Source organism: Pseudoalteromonas sp. OOF1S-7, from assembly GCF_022347765.1.
In the GTDB taxonomy this organism is placed as follows: domain Bacteria; phylum Pseudomonadota; class Gammaproteobacteria; order Enterobacterales; family Alteromonadaceae; genus Pseudoalteromonas.
The window spans coordinates 39,364-58,755 of record NZ_JAKRFZ010000016.1 but is presented as its reverse complement, the minus strand read 5'-3'; the positions used below and the strand labels follow the sequence as shown (position 1 = coordinate 58,755).

Annotated in this window: 16 protein-coding genes; 9 read left to right on the top strand and 7 right to left on the bottom strand. The window is 50.0% G+C overall.

The window, feature by feature from the left end; translation table 11 throughout:
- Nucleotides 1–208: 208 nt before the first annotated feature.
- Nucleotides 209–1,414, bottom strand: coding sequence for a gamma subclass chorismate mutase AroQ (gene aroQ, locus MHN33_RS19100; RefSeq protein WP_239400366.1), 1,206 nt, complete (start codon nucleotides 1,412–1,414; stop codon nucleotides 209–211).
- Between the two features lie 183 nt (nucleotides 1,415–1,597).
- Here aroQ and MHN33_RS19095 point away from each other — a divergent pair, with 183 nt between their 5' ends.
- Nucleotides 1,598–2,227 carry an OmpA family protein gene (locus MHN33_RS19095; RefSeq protein WP_239400364.1) on the top strand — a complete coding sequence of 210 codons (630 nt, stop codon included), beginning with the start codon at nucleotides 1,598–1,600 and terminating at the stop codon, nucleotides 2,225–2,227.
- 59 nt (nucleotides 2,228–2,286) lie between these two features.
- Here the strand turns inward: MHN33_RS19095 and MHN33_RS19090 are convergent, their stop codons facing one another.
- The 3 genes from MHN33_RS19090 to MHN33_RS19080 form a co-directional block, all read right to left on the bottom strand.
- Nucleotides 2,287–3,330, bottom strand: a complete 1,044-nt coding sequence (locus MHN33_RS19090) for a CNNM domain-containing protein (protein WP_239400362.1) — start codon at nucleotides 3,328–3,330, stop codon at nucleotides 2,287–2,289.
- A gap of 50 nt (nucleotides 3,331–3,380) precedes the next feature.
- Complete coding sequence (locus MHN33_RS19085; RefSeq protein ID WP_239400360.1) at nucleotides 3,381–5,021, bottom strand: Na/Pi symporter; 1,641 nt, start codon at nucleotides 5,019–5,021, stop codon at nucleotides 3,381–3,383.
- A 178-nt stretch (nucleotides 5,022–5,199) separates the two neighbouring features.
- A complete protein-coding gene (locus tag MHN33_RS19080; RefSeq protein WP_239400358.1) occupies nucleotides 5,200–6,045 on the bottom strand; it encodes a DUF2306 domain-containing protein in 846 nt (281 codons plus the stop codon).
- A 211-nt stretch (nucleotides 6,046–6,256) separates the two neighbouring features.
- Here MHN33_RS19080 and MHN33_RS19075 point away from each other — a divergent pair, with 211 nt between their 5' ends.
- The 4 genes from MHN33_RS19075 (at nucleotide 6,257) to MHN33_RS19060 (ending at nucleotide 10,536) form a co-directional block, all read left to right on the top strand.
- A complete protein-coding gene (locus MHN33_RS19075) occupies nucleotides 6,257–7,357 on the top strand; it encodes a helix-turn-helix transcriptional regulator (protein WP_239400356.1) in 1,101 nt (366 codons plus the stop codon).
- Between the two features lie 94 nt (nucleotides 7,358–7,451).
- The gene (locus MHN33_RS19070) at nucleotides 7,452–7,832 is read left to right on the top strand and encodes a crosslink repair DNA glycosylase YcaQ family protein (RefSeq protein ID WP_239400354.1); all 381 of its coding nucleotides are present in this window, start codon (nucleotides 7,452–7,454) and stop codon (nucleotides 7,830–7,832) included.
- 1 nt (nucleotide 7,833) lies between these two features.
- Nucleotides 7,834–9,216 (top strand): M23/M56 family metallopeptidase, encoded by a 1,383-nt coding sequence (locus MHN33_RS19065; protein ID WP_239400353.1) that lies wholly within the window; start codon nucleotides 7,834–7,836, stop codon nucleotides 9,214–9,216.
- 3 nt (nucleotides 9,217–9,219) lie between these two features.
- Nucleotides 9,220–10,536, top strand: coding sequence for a peptidoglycan DD-metalloendopeptidase family protein (locus MHN33_RS19060; RefSeq protein WP_239400352.1), 1,317 nt, complete (start codon nucleotides 9,220–9,222; stop codon nucleotides 10,534–10,536).
- Nucleotides 10,537–10,601: 65 nt separating this feature from the next.
- Here the strand turns inward: MHN33_RS19060 and MHN33_RS19055 are convergent, their stop codons facing one another.
- Together MHN33_RS19055 and MHN33_RS19050 are read right to left on the bottom strand one after the other, a co-directional pair.
- Nucleotides 10,602–11,774 carry a right-handed parallel beta-helix repeat-containing protein gene (locus MHN33_RS19055; RefSeq protein WP_239400351.1) on the bottom strand — a complete coding sequence of 391 codons (1,173 nt, stop codon included), beginning with the start codon at nucleotides 11,772–11,774 and terminating at the stop codon, nucleotides 10,602–10,604.
- Nucleotides 11,775–12,055: 281 nt separating this feature from the next.
- Nucleotides 12,056–13,018, bottom strand: a complete 963-nt coding sequence (locus MHN33_RS19050; RefSeq protein ID WP_239400350.1) for an endonuclease/exonuclease/phosphatase family protein — start codon at nucleotides 13,016–13,018, stop codon at nucleotides 12,056–12,058.
- Nucleotides 13,019–13,179: 161 nt separating this feature from the next.
- Here MHN33_RS19050 and MHN33_RS19045 point away from each other — a divergent pair, with 161 nt between their 5' ends.
- From MHN33_RS19045 to MHN33_RS19030, 4 genes are all read left to right on the top strand, one after another.
- On the top strand, nucleotides 13,180–13,647 hold the full coding sequence (locus tag MHN33_RS19045; protein ID WP_239400349.1) for a CreA family protein: 468 nt from the start codon (nucleotides 13,180–13,182) through the stop codon (nucleotides 13,645–13,647).
- A gap of 146 nt (nucleotides 13,648–13,793) precedes the next feature.
- Nucleotides 13,794–15,815 (top strand): DUF3857 domain-containing protein, encoded by a 2,022-nt coding sequence (locus MHN33_RS19040; RefSeq protein WP_239400347.1) that lies wholly within the window; start codon nucleotides 13,794–13,796, stop codon nucleotides 15,813–15,815.
- On the top strand, nucleotides 15,812–16,894 hold the full coding sequence (locus tag MHN33_RS19035) for a hypothetical protein (protein WP_239400345.1): 1,083 nt from the start codon (nucleotides 15,812–15,814) through the stop codon (nucleotides 16,892–16,894). The genes MHN33_RS19040 and MHN33_RS19035 overlap by 4 nt, the downstream gene beginning before the upstream one ends.
- 13 nt (nucleotides 16,895–16,907) lie before the next feature.
- Nucleotides 16,908–17,492: a GNAT family protein gene (locus tag MHN33_RS19030; RefSeq protein ID WP_239400343.1), complete on the top strand. Its 585-nt coding sequence runs from the start codon at nucleotides 16,908–16,910 to the stop codon at nucleotides 17,490–17,492.
- Here MHN33_RS19030 and MHN33_RS19025 read toward each other — a convergent pair.
- Nucleotides 17,489–19,192: a DUF4153 domain-containing protein gene (locus MHN33_RS19025; RefSeq protein ID WP_239400341.1), complete on the bottom strand. Its 1,704-nt coding sequence runs from the start codon at nucleotides 19,190–19,192 to the stop codon at nucleotides 17,489–17,491. The two genes, MHN33_RS19030 and MHN33_RS19025, sit on opposite strands and share 4 nt — an antisense overlap.
- Nucleotides 19,193–19,392: the final 200 nt, after the last annotated feature.

Here is a 19,392-nt window from a genome sequence, read left to right as displayed (position 1 = left end):
GACAGGTTCCCCTCTCAGTAAAAAAAACCGCTATCATGATTGTGATGGCGGTTTTTTTGTTCTAACGTCATTGAAAATGCTGTTACTTTCGTAATACCACGGCTGACTGCGTCGAAAAGTGATGAACAACACACATGTCTGCCAGCACAATGCTAATCAACAGACCAGCCAACCCGGCTTGCGACCATTACAGTAGTCGACGTTTATACTACACAGACGTGATAGCGCAGTTGTTCACCCGGCGCACGTCTTGCAGTGCTGAAAAGAGCCTGGCTTTGTCTTGCTCTGACAACTTGTTGGTGTCTATTGTCTGATTAAACAAACCTGTCAGTTCTCCTGTGAGGTTACCGTGGCTGGCAAGGTGATGGGTCAGGGTCCCAAGTATGGCAGCGCCGAGTTGATTTAATGTACTTCTTAGTTGAACCAGGTCAGCGTCTTTGTTGGGCACCCCCTCGGCCAGCCATTGTGCCCGGTATCGATATTGAATGGCTTTGGCTGCATCCATTTGTGCCTGGAAAAACGCCTTCACGCTGGCGCTGTCCAGGCACTGCTGACGGGCTTCATCCAGTGCCTTTGAAAGTACCTGGGTTTCTCGGGATAGATCTTCCACGGGCTTGTGTTTTTGCGCTTTAAACAGTGCCACAGGCTGCATCTGGGCAAGGCGCTGATTGATATGTGAGAACAGCACTTTAGCTGAGTCTGTGCGAGTATTTATCAGCGTATTGGCCTGGCTAACCACTTGCGCCAGTGCGGTGCGCGCTTCGTTCTCGTTGATCGGTTGAGGCCGCTTTTCCATCTTCATCAGGCCGAACAGAGTGTGGTTATCTGGATTGTCCTGAATGCCTATCTCACGCAACGTCAGCTGTGGGTACACCACTTTGAGTGCGCAACTGCCTACTGCCACTGTGTTTTGGTCAAACTGGCCGTCAGCGAGTAAGCGGGCGGCTTCGTTGGTGCCTTTAGGTACTGGCTTTACTTGGATCTGATGCGCACTGAGCCAGCGGCCTACTTGTTTCAGGGCTGCCGGGTGGGATGCCGCATGCGTGATGTTACCGGTCTTGCTCAAACCAAATACACACATCTTGATGGGCATATGTACGGCAGCGCTAAGTTCCGTGACCTTATAGCTGCGCATTGCATCCACAATGGCCGGGACCAGTTGCCCTTCAATGGTGGAGTTGGCCAGTGCGCTGAAAGCCCAGGTCTGTGCCTGCGCCGCACTGGCATAGGTATGCGCCGGGGTGCCTGAGTAATGACGCTGATAATCTCCGGACAGACGGGCAGCGAGCAAGTCCAGTGCGGCATGATTAAAACTCCCCGGTCCGGCTTGTACATAGACAGGCACGGCCTGAGCTGTCAGCGTCAACAGCAGCGCGGGTAACGCCAGTAAGCGAGATATATATGACAATTTCAAGGGCTTTCCAAAGGTTTAACAGGTAAAAAAGCATCCTAACAGAACCACTACGCGCTGTCCTGCAAGCTGCGTGACTGAATAAATGCCACTCTGGCACCTTGCTTGTCTGCTCACCACTGCTTCAGTTCGAGTTAATCATTTATTGCAATAATTGTGATAATGACGTTTAACTCAGGAATGAATATGACAATCAATAAGATACTACTGGGTGCCGCTGCACTGGCTGCCTTGTCGGGATGTGAAATGAACAACACCGGCAAAGGCGCGGCGATAGGTGCTGCAACGGGCGCTGTGTTGGGTAAAGCCACGGGCAATCATAAAGACAAGCGCATTGCCATTGGTGCGGCGGTAGGCGCCATTGCCGGTGCGGCCATTGGCAATTATATGGATCAACAGGAAGCGGCTTTTAACGAAGAGCTGGCGGGCACCGGCGTAGAAGTGGTGCGCGAGGGCGATCAGATGCGCCTGGTGTTGCCTGCCAATATCACCTTTGCCACCGGCCAGTCGGCCATCAGCCCGGGTTTTAACACAACATTGCAGGGGATTGCCCGGGTCATGCAAAAATATGACAAAACCTTTCTGACCATCGTTGGTCACACGGACTCGGCCGGTTCAGCCGGATTTAACCAGACCCTCTCTGAGCAACGCGCAAACAGTGTGAAGCAGTCTTTGCTGTCCTACCAGATAAACCCGGCACGTATACATGCACAAGGGATGGGGGAATCTCAGCCTGTCGCCAGCAACAACACCGAGCAGGGCAAAGCACAAAACCGCCGCGTGGAGATCAAGATTATTCCCAATCAGGCGTCGTAGCGTTCGCACGACTGTTCACATAGACCAAAACGCATAACGGCATGCAGTGGTGGCTCAGGCTAAGCTTGCGCCGCCACTTCCCCGGTGCCTTTTAACAGCCGACCCAGGATATCTGCCCCGGTAATGATGCGGGGTTGTTCGGTCCAGACCAGCACCACGTCGACTTCAATGTCGCCGTCGTGGTCCGGGTCCAGGGATTCGGCAGACTTAAGATGTTTAAGCACATCACCCAGATTCATGTCGGCACTGTGGATGATCAGGGGCCTGAAGCAAAATTCGTAGGGCTCAAAGGGTTGCTCTGGATTGAACAGTGCGGCACGCAGCAGGCCATCGGCGTCCATCACCAGCAAAGGCTGGCGGGCTTCGTTGGCCAGGATCACCCATTTGTGCCCGCTGGCATTTACCTGTTGTAAAAATGGGTCATCGCAACTGCGCTGGACTTCAGGGAGGATGGGAAAGTCGACCTTACTGGGCAGCGTAATGACAGAGCGCGGGTCGATAAGCTCGCCCTCCTGCGATACCAAAGTATCGTCTATGGTCAGAAAATTAACTGCGCCTATGCCTTCGAGTCTGTCGACCTCGGCTTCTTCCGCTTCAATGTGCTTTTCAATCACGCTTTTCAGGTCGGTTTCACGAAAGTAGTTAATGCCCTCCTTGCCGAGCCAGCTATCGAGTAGCACGGCTGAAGGTTTGGCAACCGGATAGAGCAGCCACTGATAAAACCTGAGCACGGGTGCCAGCAGCGCACCCATGCGCATGGCGTTACGACTGAAATAGGCCTGCGGTACAATCTCGCCAAACAAGGTGATAAACACGGTGGAAAACACAAACGCCACCATACCGGCCATCACAGAGTCCGACAGTAAAGTGAGCAACACATTGATGCTCACATTGCCCCACAAAATGGTCGTCAGCAAAAAATTAGAATCCTCGCGCAGTGCTAAGATGGTTCTTGCTGCCGGGTTGCCCTGGGCAACTTCAACCTCAAGGCGTAAGCGACTGAGACTAAAAAATGCCAGGTTCAGCCCCGAAAACATTGCCGACTGAGACAGGCAAAAGACAATGCCTGCCCAGGCCGCATAATCGCCCCATACTGATGCCATGCCTTGCTCCTGTTACGTTTGCCCGGCTCGTGATCCATCGGGGTGGTGATCTAAGCCTCCGTACTGCTGGTGCCTTGCTCCGGGCTCAATTGCGCTTCTATCAAATATAACAATAACATGGCTTTTTGCCACTGCTGTGTCAGCTGCCACATATCGGACAGGCCATTGATGTTGACCACCATATTGTCGATTGGCAGGGTCGCATTGGTACCGGCAAGGATCAGATCGTCCTTAACGTCGTCATGCAGCTGCTGTAGTTGTTCAAGTGCGGCGGTTAAAGTGCTTTCACTCATCGACTCGGCTGTCAGGCTGGTTTTCATAAAATGCCCCAGCTGCGACTGATATTCCTGAAGCTGGGCGTGCAATTCGGGGTGTTCGGCCAGTTGTCTTTGTGGCTGCAAGTGGGCCAGCTTTTCGACACAGTGGCTGCAGGTAATCAGGTAGTGTTCAACACGCATCAGTTTGGCCAGCAGGCCAGTGGTTTCTTCCGACAGGGCCGACTGCTCCACGGTGACAATAAAGTTGCTAATGTGCTGACAGAGCTTCTGAATGGTCTGGATCGCTTGTTCAATGGCCAGAGCGTCCAGTGGTTGACGGGATTTTTCGTACTGCGCCAGTAGTTTATCGGCCACTAATTTGGTTTCGAGCAGCAGCGCGTTAGTTGCCAGTGCCGGTGTCTGGGCAATGGTTTTATCCAAAAACCGTGGCCGGGCTGCGGTTTCCTCGACGCTGCAAAATCGCTTCATTAAAAAGCTTGCCAGGCGGTTATTGAGTGGAAAGATCAGCATCACGCCCAGTACGTTAAACAGGGTATGGAACAGCGCCAGTGACAGCGCCGGATCGGCGGTCAGATTAAAAAATCCGGTGATCTCGGTGATCAGATAAAACAGTACAGGTAAAAGTACAAAGGCTACCAGGGCGGTGAGCGCGTTAAACACAACCTGAGCCGCGGCCACGCGCTTGGCGTTAGAGGTGGCACCGATCGCTGCGAGTATTGAGGTAGAGGTAGTGCCAATATTGGCACCGATTACCATGGCACCTGCAGCATACAGGCCAATCATGCCACTGGCTGCTGCTGTAATTGTTAGTGCGATGGACGCGCTGGATGACTGAGTTAGCGTGGTCATTACAATGCCAACCAGCAAAAACGTTAGCATACCAGTCAACCCCTCGGCGGTGAACTGGCTTAGATCGAAGGTGGCGACGACATGTTCAAACGCGCCTTTAAGAATATCGATACCAATGAAAAATAAGCCAAAGCCAACCAGCGCCAGGCCCGCTGACGCCAGCCGGGATTGCGGACGCAGTAGTTTCATCAATGCGCCTATGCCAATCAGCGGCAGTGCGATGGCCTGAATATTAAACTTAAACCCAACTGCGGCAACCAGCCAACCGGTAATGGTAGTGCCGACATTGGCACCGTAAACAATACCCAGCGCCTGATGCATAGTAATCAGGCCCGCATTAACAAATCCCAGTGAAGCAACGGTCACCGCGCTGGACGATTGCACCAGTGCGGTCATGCAAAAGCCCGAGGCAATGCCGCGTTGCGGGGTTTTCGTCCAGGTTGCCAGCACCTTACGCAGCGATGCACCGGCGGCGAGCTTCAGGCCGTCTGTCATCATACCAATGGCGACCAGGAAAATCCCCAGACCGCCAAGCAGGCTACCTATCAGCTGAAGTGTATCCATAATTACTCAATCCCATCGTGGTGGCACAGCGTGTTCTGGCCATCCCATATTACCGCCGTAAAAAGTACCACGATTGCTAAAAAGGGCGTTGTCTGAGGTCAACTTTTTGAGCGGTCACCTATATTTAGGGATATAAGCAGAACCGGGTAAAGTCAAGACACCCGGTTTACGTCGCATATCAGACCAGATTATTGAAAATCATCACCACTCTTGGGCTCCACATCATCATCGTAGCCGCGCCGACACCAATCAAAGTAATGAGGGCAGCGACACCGATGGCAGTGGTGGCAAGCCATTTTGCTGAGTCTGAACGGCGTTTCTTGGCCCAGAAATACAGCTCAGCAACCAACATAGGCAGCAAGTAACACAGAAATGATAAGCTGATATCTGCCGGGCCATCCAGGCTGCGCGTGTTACCGTTGGGTCCCTGATTTATCACATACCAGCCCATCAGAAACAGACGAAATGCCCACACACCATTGACCAGAATAAAGCAGTGCACTGCCCAGCGCTGGTGCGCGGCAAATTGCTTGTTCAGGGCGCTGCGCCAGGCCAGGAAGACAAAAGCGGGGATCAGCAGACCGTTTAACGTGACACCCATAGCACCAATATCGCTCAAACGGATCCCAACACCCCATGAAAGGTACAGGCCTGTCAGGGCGCCACTCATACCGAGCACTAAAAAGAGTCGGCCGTTGTAGCGGTGAAAGCGTGGATACCGTTGACGCATTCCCGGCGAGAGCTGAAAGATACCGCTCATCGCCATCAGGGCAGCGGGAATTATATGCCCGAAAAACATTAAGGAATTAAAGCCGCCACTACTGTCGAAACCTTGTGCCGGAGATACCTTATCGGCATGCTCTGGTGCGCCAATAAGCAAAGGCAGTGCATAAATGCTGAGAATATAAACGGCAAAGGCCCACTGACCAAGTAGCGCGATGACTATCCAGCTTTTGAGTACACCCTGAAGGCATTTATCTGCCGACCAGGATGGCATAAGTTGTTCTTTTATGAGCGTTAGCATAAGTTTACCACATTTTAACTGTTTGATTTGAATGCTAATGTGGCACTTATTTTTAGAGACGTCGCACCGGATTTGAAAGTCGGCACAGGTTTTTTGTATTTTTGCCAAATTTTAAATACGCAGCTTGTAATGTTTTCTTACAACCATAAATTGAAGCCAGCGGATTCAGCATTTATGATCCTCTGAGCGCACCACAATGAGTACACCGTTTATGACCCTACAATCTTTTCATTATCTGGCATTGGCCACATGCCTTGTCTGTTTACTGATGCAGCTCAGTGTGAAACACAAACAAACGGCGCATATTTTATTTGCGGTATTTTGTGGCTCGCTGGCTATGATTGCTGCCAAAAAGATTACTGGTCACTCAGTGGGCGCTTACCAGTATTTGATTGGCATGGGCGCCTGTGCCACCTGTAACTGTTACTGGTTGCTGGCCCGCAGCATGTTTCGTAAAGATCAAGCGATAGGTCTGGTTCATATTGCGCTGGCCATAGTGATTGCGCTGCTGGTTGTAATAAAGCAAGGCTATTTGTTCGCCAATGCGCACTGGGTATCGCTCAGTGATCCCTATACTGTGTTGTCAGGTGTGTTATCTGAGCTGACAACTTTGCTGTCTTCTTGTGTACTGGTGCTGTCTTTTTGGGAAGGATGCCGGGGTTACAATGAAAGCAGCAAAACAGAAAAAGCACAGCGACTCCTGTTTTTGCTCACCTTTGGGTTGGCCGTGGGGGTGAGTAAATCATTACAGTCTTATTATGCAAGCTCGCCAGAACTCAAAGACTGGACTGTAGCAATTATCACTTTGGTGGTACTAATGAGTACGCAAATTCAGCTACTTTGGCGGTTTGGCCTATCCGGCAGAGTTGAAGATGCAAGGGGGCCTGCTGAGGCGATTACTCAAACTGTTACTCAGGCTGTCGGCTCAGGCACGGAAGATACGACATTGTGCGAAGCACTCAACCGGTTAATCAATGAAGATAAAGCCTTTTTGCGGCCTAATCTGAAAGTCGCCGATCTGGCAAGAGCGCTGGATGTACCAGAATACAGAGTGAGCCGAGCCTTGAAGCCCCAGTTGCGGCAGTACAACTTCAATCAGTATATTAACCGGCTGAGAGTCAAGCATGCACAAAAGCTGTTACGGGATCCCAATAATCAGCATTGGCCCGTGCTGGTGGTTGGGCTGGAGAGTGGTTTTGCCTCCGTCGGGCCCTTTACCCGTGCCTTTAAGTCTGTAACGGGTACAACCCCGAATCAGTATCGTAAGCTTGCGCAATGCAAAGAGAGTGGGGTGATTTATCAGTCGCTGTGAGTTAATTTTTGTTGTCATGTTAGGAAGTGTGACTTGTGTCGCACTTTTTTAGCTGTTAAAGTGCGACAAGTGTCACATTAAAACAACAACAGATATGAAACCTAACACCACCGAATTAGAGATCCTGAAGCTGCTGTGGCAACAGGAACCGCGTACTGCCAAAGAAATTCACGATGCCATTGCTGAGCGTTTTAACTGGTCTTATTCCTCGACACGCAAAACACTTGAGCGCATGGGGGACAAGGGGCTGTTGAGCATTGGCGAGCAGGGCAATAAAAAATCTTACATGGCCCGCGTTGAAAAAGTACCGACTTTGGCCGCTTACGCTCAGGAATTTGCCAGGAATGTGCTGGAGCTGGACGGTCCGTTACCGGTTGCCATGTTTGCCGACAGTCGCCTGATAGAATCGCAGGAGCTTGAAGAGCTGGAGCACCTGCTGGCCTCTTTGTCTGAGCAGGCTAAGCGGGGCCAATAGGATGAGTCTGGCAACCTTACTTGCAGTGATATGTAATTTGTTACTCTGGTGTCTTCTGAGCGTTGCTCTGGTGCGGGTGGGCCGTTTTCTGAGTCGTTATCACCCTGCGTCTCCTGGTTTATGGTGGGCTGTGCTGGCTCTGAGTTTTGTGCCTTTCATTCCGCTGCCAGATATGACGTCAAACGAGTCTGTCCCGTTGATACTCTATGATTTTGCACAGCAGACGGGCAAGTTGCAGTTAAACACGGAGATTTTACTGACTACGAACTATGAGTGGAACTGGCTGTGGGTGTTTATTGCGCTAACATTGCTGGTTGTGCTGCAAAGTATTCGCCAGGGAGCGCGCTTACTGAACAAGCTCACCAGCCTGCGTGCTTTAATGGCCTGCGCTGAGCCGCTTCGGGCAGACCTTTGTGCGTCTTTTTCATCGCTCACTCAGATTAACAGCCGCCAGGTACCTGTGTATGTACTGCCGCTGAATTGTACGGCGTTTGCAACGGGCATTAAAAAGCCGATCATCGTGATGCCACATTACTTTTGTGCTTTACCAGAGCATAAACAGCAAACCTTGCTACTTCATGAAATCACGCACCTGGCTCACAAAGACCATATTGCAATTATGGTATGGCAGTTACTGCGGTGTTTGTTTTGGTTTAACCCGGCGATTGCCAAAATGGAAGCGGCATTTATCAATGCCATGGAAGCGCGCTGCGATGCGCAAACCATAAGGCGCTATGGCATTAACCGGCAGCAATATGCGGCAACTTTGCTGGATGCACTCAAACATAGCACACTAAACAAGACCCCCAATGCAGTTGCAGGATTTGCTTCTGAGGCTTTGTCGCTGGCTGATTATAAGAGTCGACTGGTGCAGATCATGAAGCCAGTTAAAGCACGGCATCACTTTGTCTTCATTAACCTGCTGTTGATAGGTGTGTGCTGCGCATTAATTTCTTTTCAGGTGAGGCCTTTGTTAAGCCCCCAGACCCCGAACTGGCAGTGGCCATTGAGTGAATATGAGATCAGTGCACACTTTGGTCATGTGTCAGCATTTCGTGACCACAAACCTCATGGCGGGGTTGACTTGGTTGCCGCAAAAGGCGCGCCATTAAAGGCCGTTGCTACAGGCAAAGTGTTGGTTGCCGATGATGCTACCCTGCCCAAAAACTATGGAAAGGTGGTACTCATTCAGCATAGCAATGGTTATCAGAGTTTATATGCACACCTGGATAGCGTTGCTGTGTCATCCGGTGACTGGGTATCGGCCGGTGATGTGGTAGGCACTTTAGGTGACAGTGGTCGTGTCACCGGGGCCCATTTGCATCTCGAAATACTGGCTGACGGAGAGCGCCTCGACCCGCTGAGCATTTTCTCAAAGGACTAAACTATGAAATACCATCTGATGATCGCCATTCCTGTGGGCATGGTGCTAAGCACACTTGTGTCAGATTTACCTGAGCAGACAGAGCCACAAAGCGACCTGCTGTGCAAGCCAGCTGTTGTAGAGGCCGAACCAAATACAGAGCAAACAAGCGAAAAAGTAGCGCCTTTTCAGTCGCCTGCTGAGCCTGAACAAAAGTCACCGATTGAACATAAGATTCTGACCCTGTCCGCGGGTCAGTCGTTTATTGCTCTACTGAAACCCTTCGGCCTGAGTGACCGTCAGGCGTATAAGTTGCAGAAGCTGATGGCCCCTGAAGTGGATCTCAGCAAGCTGCCAGTCGGGCAAAAAGTAAAAATAGGACTCACTGCGGGTCAATTGCACTCAGTCACTGTGGCTAGCGGATTTGCGCAGCGCCTGAGTATCTCAATGACGGGCGAATGGCTAAAACGCCGTTATCAGCTCGATACCCGTCCGGCTCAGGCGGTGCACGATGTTGCCATTACGCAGAGCCTGTACGAGTCGCTGATTGCTGATTCTGTGCCACTGGATGTGGTCAATCAGAGCATTACCGTGTTTTCTCACTTTGTTGATTTTCAGCGGGAAATACACCGAGGCGATGCACTGACTCTGATGTATGACAAAGCCATTTTAATGACCAAAGACGGCCTGGAGCAGCAGCTGGAGCAGGCCGGCCAGTTACGCTTTGCCCGGCTTCAGAATCAGGGAGAAGAGCTGGCGGTATATCACCATGATGCAGAGGGCGCGCAAAGCGGCTTTTACTTTGCCGACGGGCGTCCTGCGCAGAGTTTTTTGCTGAAAACCCCGTTAAATGGCGCGCGTTTATCCTCAAAATTCGGCAGTCGAAAGCATCCTATTCTCGGTTATACCCGGTTGCACGCCGGGCTGGATTTTGGCGCGCCCGTTGGCACACCTATCTTTGCCGCGGGCAATGGCACCATCAAAAAAGCGGGGTGGGGTGGTAGCTTTGGTAACCGGGTTGTGATCCGACATGGCAATGACTTTGAGACCCTTTACGCGCACCTGAACGGGTTTGCCAGGGGCATGAAACCGGGCATACGGGTCAAGCAGGGCGAGGTGATAGGGTATCTGGGTAACAGCGGGTTGTCGCAGGCCCGTCATTTACACTATGAGGTACACAAAAACGGTAAGCCCATTAACCCTTTGTCACTGAAGCATGTAAAACAGCAGCGCCTGAGCGGCAGTCAGCTTGCCAGTCTGCAACAGCGCATTGCGCGCGTGCATCAAAATCCTGAATTGGATCAGTATGTGACGAATACGGCTTCGCAGGGAAAGTTGTGACTCAGAGGTCAGAAAAATTAATGGTAGCGCCAGGTACAGGCGCTACCGTTGACAGGGTCTAATGACTACTGCTCAACCACGTAGTGGCGGTTGTTACGCTCCTGTCTGAACACATGATTGTTCAGATAAGAGTAGGTCATTGGACGGTTGGCTGCATCACGCTGACCTTGATCTTCAATGGTGTTTTCTGTGATCAGGTTAGGGGTTGCGGTATTGACAGCATACAGTTTAATGCCGTAACTGGCCGGATGCACAATCAGGTTTTCACTGTAGACATGCGCCTCGCCCCCGCTAATAGTGCTGTCCTGTTGCGCGGGGTTACGGGCAAAAATGCCATTTTCTCCGGCGTACAGAATACGGTTGTCATGGATTATTAAACCGTCGCCATCGAGCATCATGCCATTACCACCGCTGCGATAGATCAGGTTATTCGTCACTGCTACATAGTCACCGCCAACCTGAATACCGGTGTTCTGATATTTAGGGTCAAACGGGCTGACGCCGGTGCGATAGATCTTGTTATTGCGGATCGTTGCATCTCCTGCCACCGAGTTGAGCTGAATACCATCGGCACCAATGTTTTCAAGGGTGTTGTTGTATACGTCGACATCAGCCAGCTTGTGAGGGTACACAGTGGTTACAACACCATCACATTCCAGCTTGCGGCTCTTCCCTGTGTAGCCTATGTACATGCCTTCGCCTGTTTCGGTGTCGTGAATATAGTTATGATGAACCCGCAGTCCACGCATGGTGAAATTTTCCTGCCAGGTGGCGGGGTCACAGGTCGGGTCAGTTTTAATCAATAACCCGGCAAAACGTGCACGGTAGATTTCAAGGTTATCAATCTCGATGTATTCGCTCAGCCCACCAATGCCGACTGTGCCGCCCAGACGCATACCGTAACCTGCTTCATCCCGGCTACCGGTAATGCGCAGCTGAGAAGATTGCTCGACGGCAATACTGTACTCGTAAGGGGAGGTTGTGACTGTGCCATTCTCGTTGCGGATCACCACCGGGTTGCCGGCTTCACCGTGTACGTTGCGAATACGCAGCGGACCGCGCTCACCGGCTGCCAGGCAGATGGTATCGCCGGCGACCACACCCAGCGTATTACCATCGACCAAATGGTGGCTGGAGGGGATCACTATGTTGCATTGCGCAGCGAGCGCCTGAGAAATCGTACACAGCGCCAGTGCGCCAGAGATCAGAGTTAACGTGAGGGTTTTCGTGTCTTTCATTGCTTCTTCCTTATTGAAGTCATCGTTACACTTAATTTGGTTAACGAAGATATCCTGTCACAGTGCCTTGATAGCCAGCCTGTTTGAAAGAATACCACTCTCTGGATGACATTCGGCCCTGCCGGTCCCAATCTCTCAGACTCACTCTGGCACCGCTCTTTGCCACCAACAAGTATTCCCTACCTTTAGGCTGGCAATGCATTTAAGCGCTCAGGTATCGTTCGTCAAAATGCATTGTGCTATTAAATGAAATACTTGTCTATTATTCGGGTAATATTTTGTCACTCGTTTTGTATGATGTTGTTAAGTATGGCTAATTCATTATTGGTATTGACTTGAACCCAAAGTGGAAAGTGGTCACTCAGCTCATAGGTCCATTTGCTTTCAGGGATGCCGGTATCATCAAATATCGCAGCCATCAGACCTTGTGCTGCAAAATCGATCACGCCGCCCTTGTCGGCATAGCTAAATGCATGCCTGGCACGATGCAGAATTTGGTCATAGCGTTTATCTCCGGCGCTTGCTGCTGTGTCGTTGATTTCTGCCAGTGCCAGCGGCATCTGTAACCCGCTTGAGCGGGTGAGCGCCTGATAATAGCGATCACCGATGCGGGGAATATTGAAATCGCCAACCACAATCAGGTCTTCATCAAATACCGTATCGGCGTTGTCGACCCAGCGACTCTTTATCCAGTCGCCAAAACTGGCCAGCTCTTGCTCGCGGCCGGGACGCGTACCCCAGCGGGCATGCATGGCCAGCATCATAAAGTCGAAACTGCCAGCCTTAAAAGAAGCCATATACGGGGCACGCCACCAGGATTGTTCGCTGATATACTGGTCATCGACTTTTTGCCTGTCTGGCTGCGCTTCTGCGGCCAGGCCGGTAAACTGCACCATGCGTTTGTCGTAAACAAACGCGGTGCGTTCCCAGTTGCCACCAAAGTCACTTTGCCAGTCGCTGATCACAAACTGCCAGTCTGGCCCCAGTTGACGCATCACCCGCTTAAAATCGGTTAAATCGTCTCTCAGCTCGGTGATAGCAATCAGGTCAAACTGATACAAAATTCGCGAGATAAGCGTAATGGCCAGCTCACTGCGTCGTCGTTTACCAAAGTCACGAATATTCCAGGTGGCGATATTGAGGGTTTCATCCAGCATTGAAGGCGGTATATGGCTTTGTTCTATCCGCTCAACCAGTAATTTGAGTTTTTCTGCTGTGGCTTTTGAAAGGTGTGTCAGTTCCATGGGTTACCTTAGTTATTAATGAATAGATTCATAAAACTAGCCCACAATATGATAAATACCAGTCAGGGCATTATGCCAATGCATTATACGCGTGATATTTTTCATAGCAGCTTTGCGCAACAATGGTAGACTGAAGAAAATCACACATCTCAGGAAAGAGAATGAAAAAAAGACTATTACTGCTCCCGGCGATGATGCTACTGGGCGCCTGCTCCGATAGCGAAGTTGGCGATGTATCTCTCGGTTTATTTACGCTCAAAGACATTAAATTACACTCGATGACAGATCCGATTGTGACCGGCGTGACTTGCCATGTGGCCAGCGTAGAGGCTGATCTTAGCTTATCCGATCCCAGTGACAGCTCCATTGCATGTCGTCAGACAGGTGAAATTACGCCACAAATGATAGCGCAGATAGATAAGAGCAAATCGGGTGACGTGGTATTCAAGCAGTCAAAAAGTGTGTTTTTTAAAGCCATGAAAGTCAGACGCATTTTTGATGCGGAGCATCAGACGCTGATGTACCTGTCTTATACCACCAAAGAAACCTCAGGTAGCTTTAAGCATAGCTTGTCGACCGTTCCTTTGTGGGGCACTCAGGCTTATTCTGAAAAACCAGCCAGCCAGTAGGGAAAAACAGCCAAGCGGACAGGCAGTAAGCAATTGGCAATTGCCTGTTAGGTCTGATCTGTCTGTATAAACTGATGTGTTTATGTACAAAAAGATGCCTGATAGCCATTTTAAGCTGTTCAGGGAAGAGTAAAAAGTTGAGTATTATGAAGCAACTATACATCCTATTCGCCATCGTCCTGATGGTTTGGTTTAATCCTGCCAGGGCGCTCGGTGAACGCCCTGATGTGACGATTTCATCGGCCCCGGCCTGGGTTTCAAAGTCATCATTGCCTGCGTTGCCAGAAAGCCTGAGAAAACCACTTCACTATCGCCTGGTCGACCGCCAGGTAAGCGATTTAGCTGGCCTGACGACGGTTTCTCATAATCGTTTTGTGTTTACCGATGCAGCCGGAGTACAAGAGGGCAGCACGGTCAGAGTGCGCTTTAACCCAGCCTATCAGCAACTGGTGTTTCACAATGTCACGGTATGGCGTGACGGCAAAGCCGTTTACCAGTTAGCACCACAGGATATTAAAGTGATCAACGCGGAAGATGACCAGAAAAACAACATGTATCTGGGCTTGTTTGACGCATTGATCTTACTTCAGGATATTCGTGTCGGCGATGAGCTTGATTATCGCTATAGTTTATCAGGCAAAAACCCGGTTCTGGGTGAGCAGTTCAGTTATTTTGACAATCTTGGCTGGGGCGTTGCGGTTGATCTGCTGACCTTTAAATTGACTCTGCCAGAAGATAAGCAAGTGACGCATAAAGTCTTTGGTAACCTCACTGCTCAGGTTCAGCACCAGCATAGTGATGGCAAACAAACCTATACCGTGAAAGTTGAAAACAGTATCGCACACACGGTAGAGAACGAGCTGCCTGACTGGTTCAGTCCATTTCCTTATATTCAGTTCACCGAGTTCAACTCCTGGTTGGAAGTGCAGTCCTGGGCTGCTGAGTTGTTTAAAGTTAAAACCGAGCATAGCCCTGAACTCAAGGCATATATTCGTGAATTAAAAGCCCTGCCCAAACAGCAGGCCATTGAGCAGGCGATCACGTTTGTACAGGATGAGATCCGTTATCTCGGTCTGGAGCTGGGCGTGAATTCGCATCAACCCAACATGCCTCATCTGGTGTATGAGAAACGTTTTGGAGATTGCAAGGATAAAACCTTGCTGCTGAATACCCTGTTGCGAGCACTGGATGTTGACGCCCAGCCAGCCCTGGTTTCGACAGATAAGCGTGCCCATATAAGTGAGTATTTACCCACTCATAGTGCCTTTAATCATGTGATCACCCACTTTACTCTGGACGGTGAAACATTCTGGGTTGATCCGACCATTAACTATCAGGGAAGTAAGCTGAATAGCTTGTTTCAGCCTGACTATGGCAGTGCGCTACTGGTCGATAGTCAGTCCGGTTCTTTGACCGAAGTTAACATAAAGTCAGCACGCCATGGTATTGATATCAATGAGATGATCATTGCACCAGATTACGTCTCGCCAGTTCAGTGGCGGATTGAATCTCAGTATTATGGCTGGCAGGCTGAGCGCCTGCGTTATCAGCTGGCCTCATCGCAGAAAAAGGTATTTCAGGAACATTCTTTGAACTACTACGCCCAATTCTATCCGGGTGTACAAGTTAAAATGCCGATCTCCTTCACCGACAACCGCAGGGAAAATGTCATCACAGTCATTGAATCATACTGGGTACCTGATTTCTGGCAACCGGGAGAGAATGGCGCGGCTGAGTTTTATCTCTCGGCCGGCAATGTCAGTCAGTATGTTAAACTCCCTCAGACAGTGCGTCGTAAACAGCCTTTAGCCAAGGCGTATCCTTTGTCTTTGTCGCAACGTGTGACTTTACTGATGCCGGCAGATGTGGACTTTAGTGCGCTGGCTTATCAGAAATCTTTTACCGATCCTTATGTGCAAATTGATAGTGCCATGGAGTATGACCGCCGCCGGGTGACTTTCCATGCCCGGTACAAGGCTTTGCAGGAATTTGTGCCGGTTGAGGCAGTACCGGCACACCTTAGCAAGCTCAAACAGGCGAATAAGTATAGTGGTTTTGGTGGGACCGTCACAGAGGTTGTGAGCAACCCTCATTACACTTTATTTCAGGACTTTATCAAACAACTTGAAAATAAAACCAAGATGAAATTTGTCGGAGAGTCACTATGAAGCGGTTATTGAGTCTACTGGTTTTAATCTGTGTGGTGTCTGGCTGTGCGTCGACTAACAAAGCCACGTTTTTGGAAACTTCAGCCACTATTTACGAAGCCAACAGAAAGCTGGAGTATTTGTTTAAAAACCCTAATGAGGATGTGTTGCTGGCCATGATCGACCGACATGCCAGTGAAGCTTACGTGAAAAATGAATTGGGGATGGCAGACCCAAAGTTTGCGATGAAGAGTGCCTATGTTTCGATAGGGGCAATCATTGGTCTGGCTTCTTTTGAGCATATTGTATACAGCCATAGCCGGGAAGTCGGTGACTACTGGCTAAGCCGCTATATCTTCTCCCACAATAATGGCACCTTTGCACTGGTTGATATTACCCTGACTAAACAGGGCTATAAACTGGTCGATGTTAATAATCTGAGTTACCGCTCCAGTCTGGTGCGTTTTTTTGCAGAGTATGATCAGCAGGTTAAATCTGCTGGACATGAAGAGGTGATATCAGCAGTCACTGACCACCTGGAAAAGAAAGAGTCTCAGCTGGCGCTTGAAAAGTACCACCAATTACCTGCAGAAATAAAAACCTTGCCAATCGTGCACGAAACGCTATTTCGCTCTGTTGAAACCTGTGAGGGAGAGCAGCATCAGATATTTTGCGAGACTTTACTCAAGGAAAGTGAAGAAGCGGATCACGGGCTGCTGAAAGCAAACCTGTACCGCAGTATGGCGCAGTACGAGCAGGCGCTGACGAAGTTTGAACAACTGTCTGACGATGTTCGTTCAAGCCCGCCAATCTTAATGGAAAAGGCCATGGTGCATGCTCATTTAGGACATAAACGCGAAGCGTTTGGTATCGCACTGGATGCATTATATCGAAACGCTGGCGGCGCCTATGGCTACTTAATCATGCTACAGGTTGCGCTGATCACTGACGAGCACGATTATACTATCGAGTTGCTGACCTTTATGAAAGAGACCTTTGATATCCAATTTTCTGAGCAGGAGCTGAGTGATATCAGTAACAGTGAGAACTTTATGAATTCACAACAGTATGCGCTGTTTAAAGACGTCTATTTATCATAACCATGAGCTGAATATGTGGATAAAAAATACGCCCCTAGAAGGGCACTATATACGATTAGAGCCACTCGCAAGAGAGCATGTTGAAGACCTCCAACAAGCTGTGGAGGATGGTGAAAGCTGGAAGCTGTGGTATGCCAGTGTGCCTTCACCCGAGCAAATGCAAAGCTATGTTGAAAAGGCACTTAGCAAGAGCAATGAGGATCAGGTCACTTATGTCGTCAGATCAATTGCCAGCGATCACATTGTCGGGACTACGCGCTACTATGACATTAAACCTGAGCATAAGCGCGCTTCAATCGGGTATACCTGGTATAGCGCTGCAGTGCGCAGGACACCGGTGAATACCGAGGCCAAATTACTGCTGATGGAAAACCTGTTTGAGCACTGTGGTGCACTCTCGTTAGAGTTTAAAACACATTTCTTCAATCATGCTTCACGGCGGGCCATTGAGCGCCTCGGTGCTAAACTGGACGGGGTGCTCAGAAGCCACCAGATCCTGGCGGATGGCTCGATTCGCGATACGGCGGTCTACTCCATTTTAGCCAGTGAATGGCCAGCAGTCCGTAATCACCTCAAAGCAAAACTGGCGGCCCGTTAGAACGGGCTGTTCAGTTCAAAACGCTGTTCGCCAATCTGAATGTCTTTAAATCTGGGTTCTACAATGTCAAAGCTGCCTGTCTTGAGCGCGTTCAGGAGTTCTTTTGATTGTTCACCATAGATTTTCTGATCCATATAGCCGGTTTGCCACCCTCGCACGCCATCGATGGTACCCAGATAAAACACCCGTAACTCCACTCGATGTTGCGTGTTAGCGATAAACAAATATTCCGGCTCGGGTGTTTTATCCAGCTGAATTGTACGTAGTATCAATTCAGTGGCTTCATCAAACAAATGTGTATTGTGACTGGCAAATACCTCCAGTGCGGTTACTAACTCTTCCGGCAGTGCCTGCTTTTCATCCTCAGACATCTCGATAAGTGCCAGCAGGGTTTGCGAGGTCAGCGGCTGTGTTTCCAGAGCCAGTGCGGTGTCGATCCGGCGTTTTAGTTGCTCGTCGCTGACGTCCTGTTGCAGTATCTCGAGTGCTTGCAGCCCTTGCTTCCCCAGCTCGTTTACCAGATAGCGAGGATCGAAATCTGCAGCCTGAGTGACACCCGTTTTGAGGCGCTTTATCTGAGAGGTAACACTCAGACCACGAAAGTCCAACAGCGGGGTTTGCGTTACTATCAGCAGACTCAGTAAACATAAAATCACCGGGCGATTAACTGTGCTTAGCCGGGTGTGCCAGCGGGTTTTGTGCGTCATGAGCAGCCATACATAGCTCATACAAACTACCATGCTGACAAGGGCAATGAGCAGGGCCCAGAGGCGAGCGAGACTCAGTCCATACTGCTCGATTCTGAGGTGTAATCCCCAACCGCTGAGCGCCAGGTAGCAGGGCAGCAACATCAGCCCCAGCGCGATGAAGTAGCGATACCACAGACGCTGAGACAGTACTTCACCCGACAAGTTCAGACACAATACAATGGCACCAACGAGTACAAAAATCAGCGCACTTCCGCCATTTTTCCACAGTGTCTCCAGCTCGCTGAATAACACCGCGATAATAAACAGCAAGGCCACGGCAACCAGCACTGGCAACAATAAGGTGGCAAAGTTACGGCAAATGGCGAACAGCTGACTGGCCAGGTTACTGCGACTACGTGCCTGGATCACTCCAATGGCCTGACTCAATGTGATGACCGGGTAGTAAAACCAGGGCTCTGAAAACAGCTCGGAGAAGAAGCTGATCTCAATAACTTCAAACAATCCAGCCCAGAGCGTCAACAGCATAAACACAGTCAGGGTAAAGCACTGAGCCGCCACAAAGACCAGTAAAAAACGGCCCATGGCATGGCTCAGGGTGTCGTAGTCCGGTAACCAGCGCTTGGGTGTATTCTGGGTGATCCAGGGAACGAGCAGCACCGAGGCTAAAAAGATAATAAGCGGGTAAGGCCAGGCCTGTGAGGGTAAAGGCGCACGTTCAGGTAGTAGTTGGGAACCCACATAATAACCACACAGTGTGAACAGCAAGGCGTATATACCCAGCTGAATGTAAAAAGCGCGTTTAAGCTGCGTAAAGCTTGAATAAATGAGCGTTGAGGGCAAAAACACCGCCAGGGAGTAGGCTGCAAACAGCCAGTGCGGTGACTGTCCTGGCCAGAACGTGAATTCGACAGACTGATGCAGGATGATCAGTAAAAAGCTTTGCAACAGAGCAACGAGCGACAATTGGCGTGCGTTCAGTAATTTTTCCATAGGTGCCTCACAATATCAGATCCTTGTTCCTGTCATTTAAACTTAATAGTGTTCAAATGCAAGTAAAGAATGGTAAAAGCGGCTACCAAAGTTCGCAATATGCAATAAAGCGTTTGACATATTATGTCGCCGTGTGGCAGATTGATTGTGTGCTAGGCAGGCTAACTAAATGTTCAGGGGATGAGCTTCAGACCAGACAA

Bases quoted from the DNA above. Each gene is read 5' to 3' on its own strand.
- MHN33_RS19070 (WP_239400354.1), top strand. From the start codon at position 7,452: ATGAAACCTAACACCACCGAATTAGAGATCCTGAAGCTGCTGTGGCAA.
- MHN33_RS19075 (WP_239400356.1), top strand. From the start codon at position 6,257: ATGACCCTACAATCTTTTCATTATCTGGCATTGGCCACATGCCTTGTC.
- MHN33_RS19060 (WP_239400352.1), top strand. From the start codon at position 9,220: ATGAAATACCATCTGATGATCGCCATTCCTGTGGGCATGGTGCTAAGC.
- MHN33_RS19090 (WP_239400362.1), bottom strand. From the start codon at position 3,330: ATGGCATCAGTATGGGGCGATTATGCGGCCTGGGCAGGCATTGTCTTT.
- MHN33_RS19095 (WP_239400364.1), top strand. From the start codon at position 1,598: ATGACAATCAATAAGATACTACTGGGTGCCGCTGCACTGGCTGCCTTG.
- MHN33_RS19035 (WP_239400345.1), top strand. From the start codon at position 15,812: ATGAAGCGGTTATTGAGTCTACTGGTTTTAATCTGTGTGGTGTCTGGC.
- MHN33_RS19040 (WP_239400347.1), top strand. From the start codon at position 13,794: ATGAAGCAACTATACATCCTATTCGCCATCGTCCTGATGGTTTGGTTT.
- MHN33_RS19080 (WP_239400358.1), bottom strand. From the start codon at position 6,045: ATGCTAACGCTCATAAAAGAACAACTTATGCCATCCTGGTCGGCAGAT.
- MHN33_RS19055 (WP_239400351.1), bottom strand. From the start codon at position 11,774: ATGAAAGACACGAAAACCCTCACGTTAACTCTGATCTCTGGCGCACTG.
- MHN33_RS19065 (WP_239400353.1), top strand. From the start codon at position 7,834: ATGAGTCTGGCAACCTTACTTGCAGTGATATGTAATTTGTTACTCTGG.
- MHN33_RS19030 (WP_239400343.1), top strand. From the start codon at position 16,908: ATGTGGATAAAAAATACGCCCCTAGAAGGGCACTATATACGATTAGAG.
- MHN33_RS19085 (WP_239400360.1), bottom strand. From the start codon at position 5,021: ATGGATACACTTCAGCTGATAGGTAGCCTGCTTGGCGGTCTGGGGATT.
- MHN33_RS19050 (WP_239400350.1), bottom strand. From the start codon at position 13,018: ATGGAACTGACACACCTTTCAAAAGCCACAGCAGAAAAACTCAAATTA.
- MHN33_RS19025 (WP_239400341.1), bottom strand. From the start codon at position 19,192: ATGGAAAAATTACTGAACGCACGCCAATTGTCGCTCGTTGCTCTGTTG.
- MHN33_RS19045 (WP_239400349.1), top strand. From the start codon at position 13,180: ATGAAAAAAAGACTATTACTGCTCCCGGCGATGATGCTACTGGGCGCC.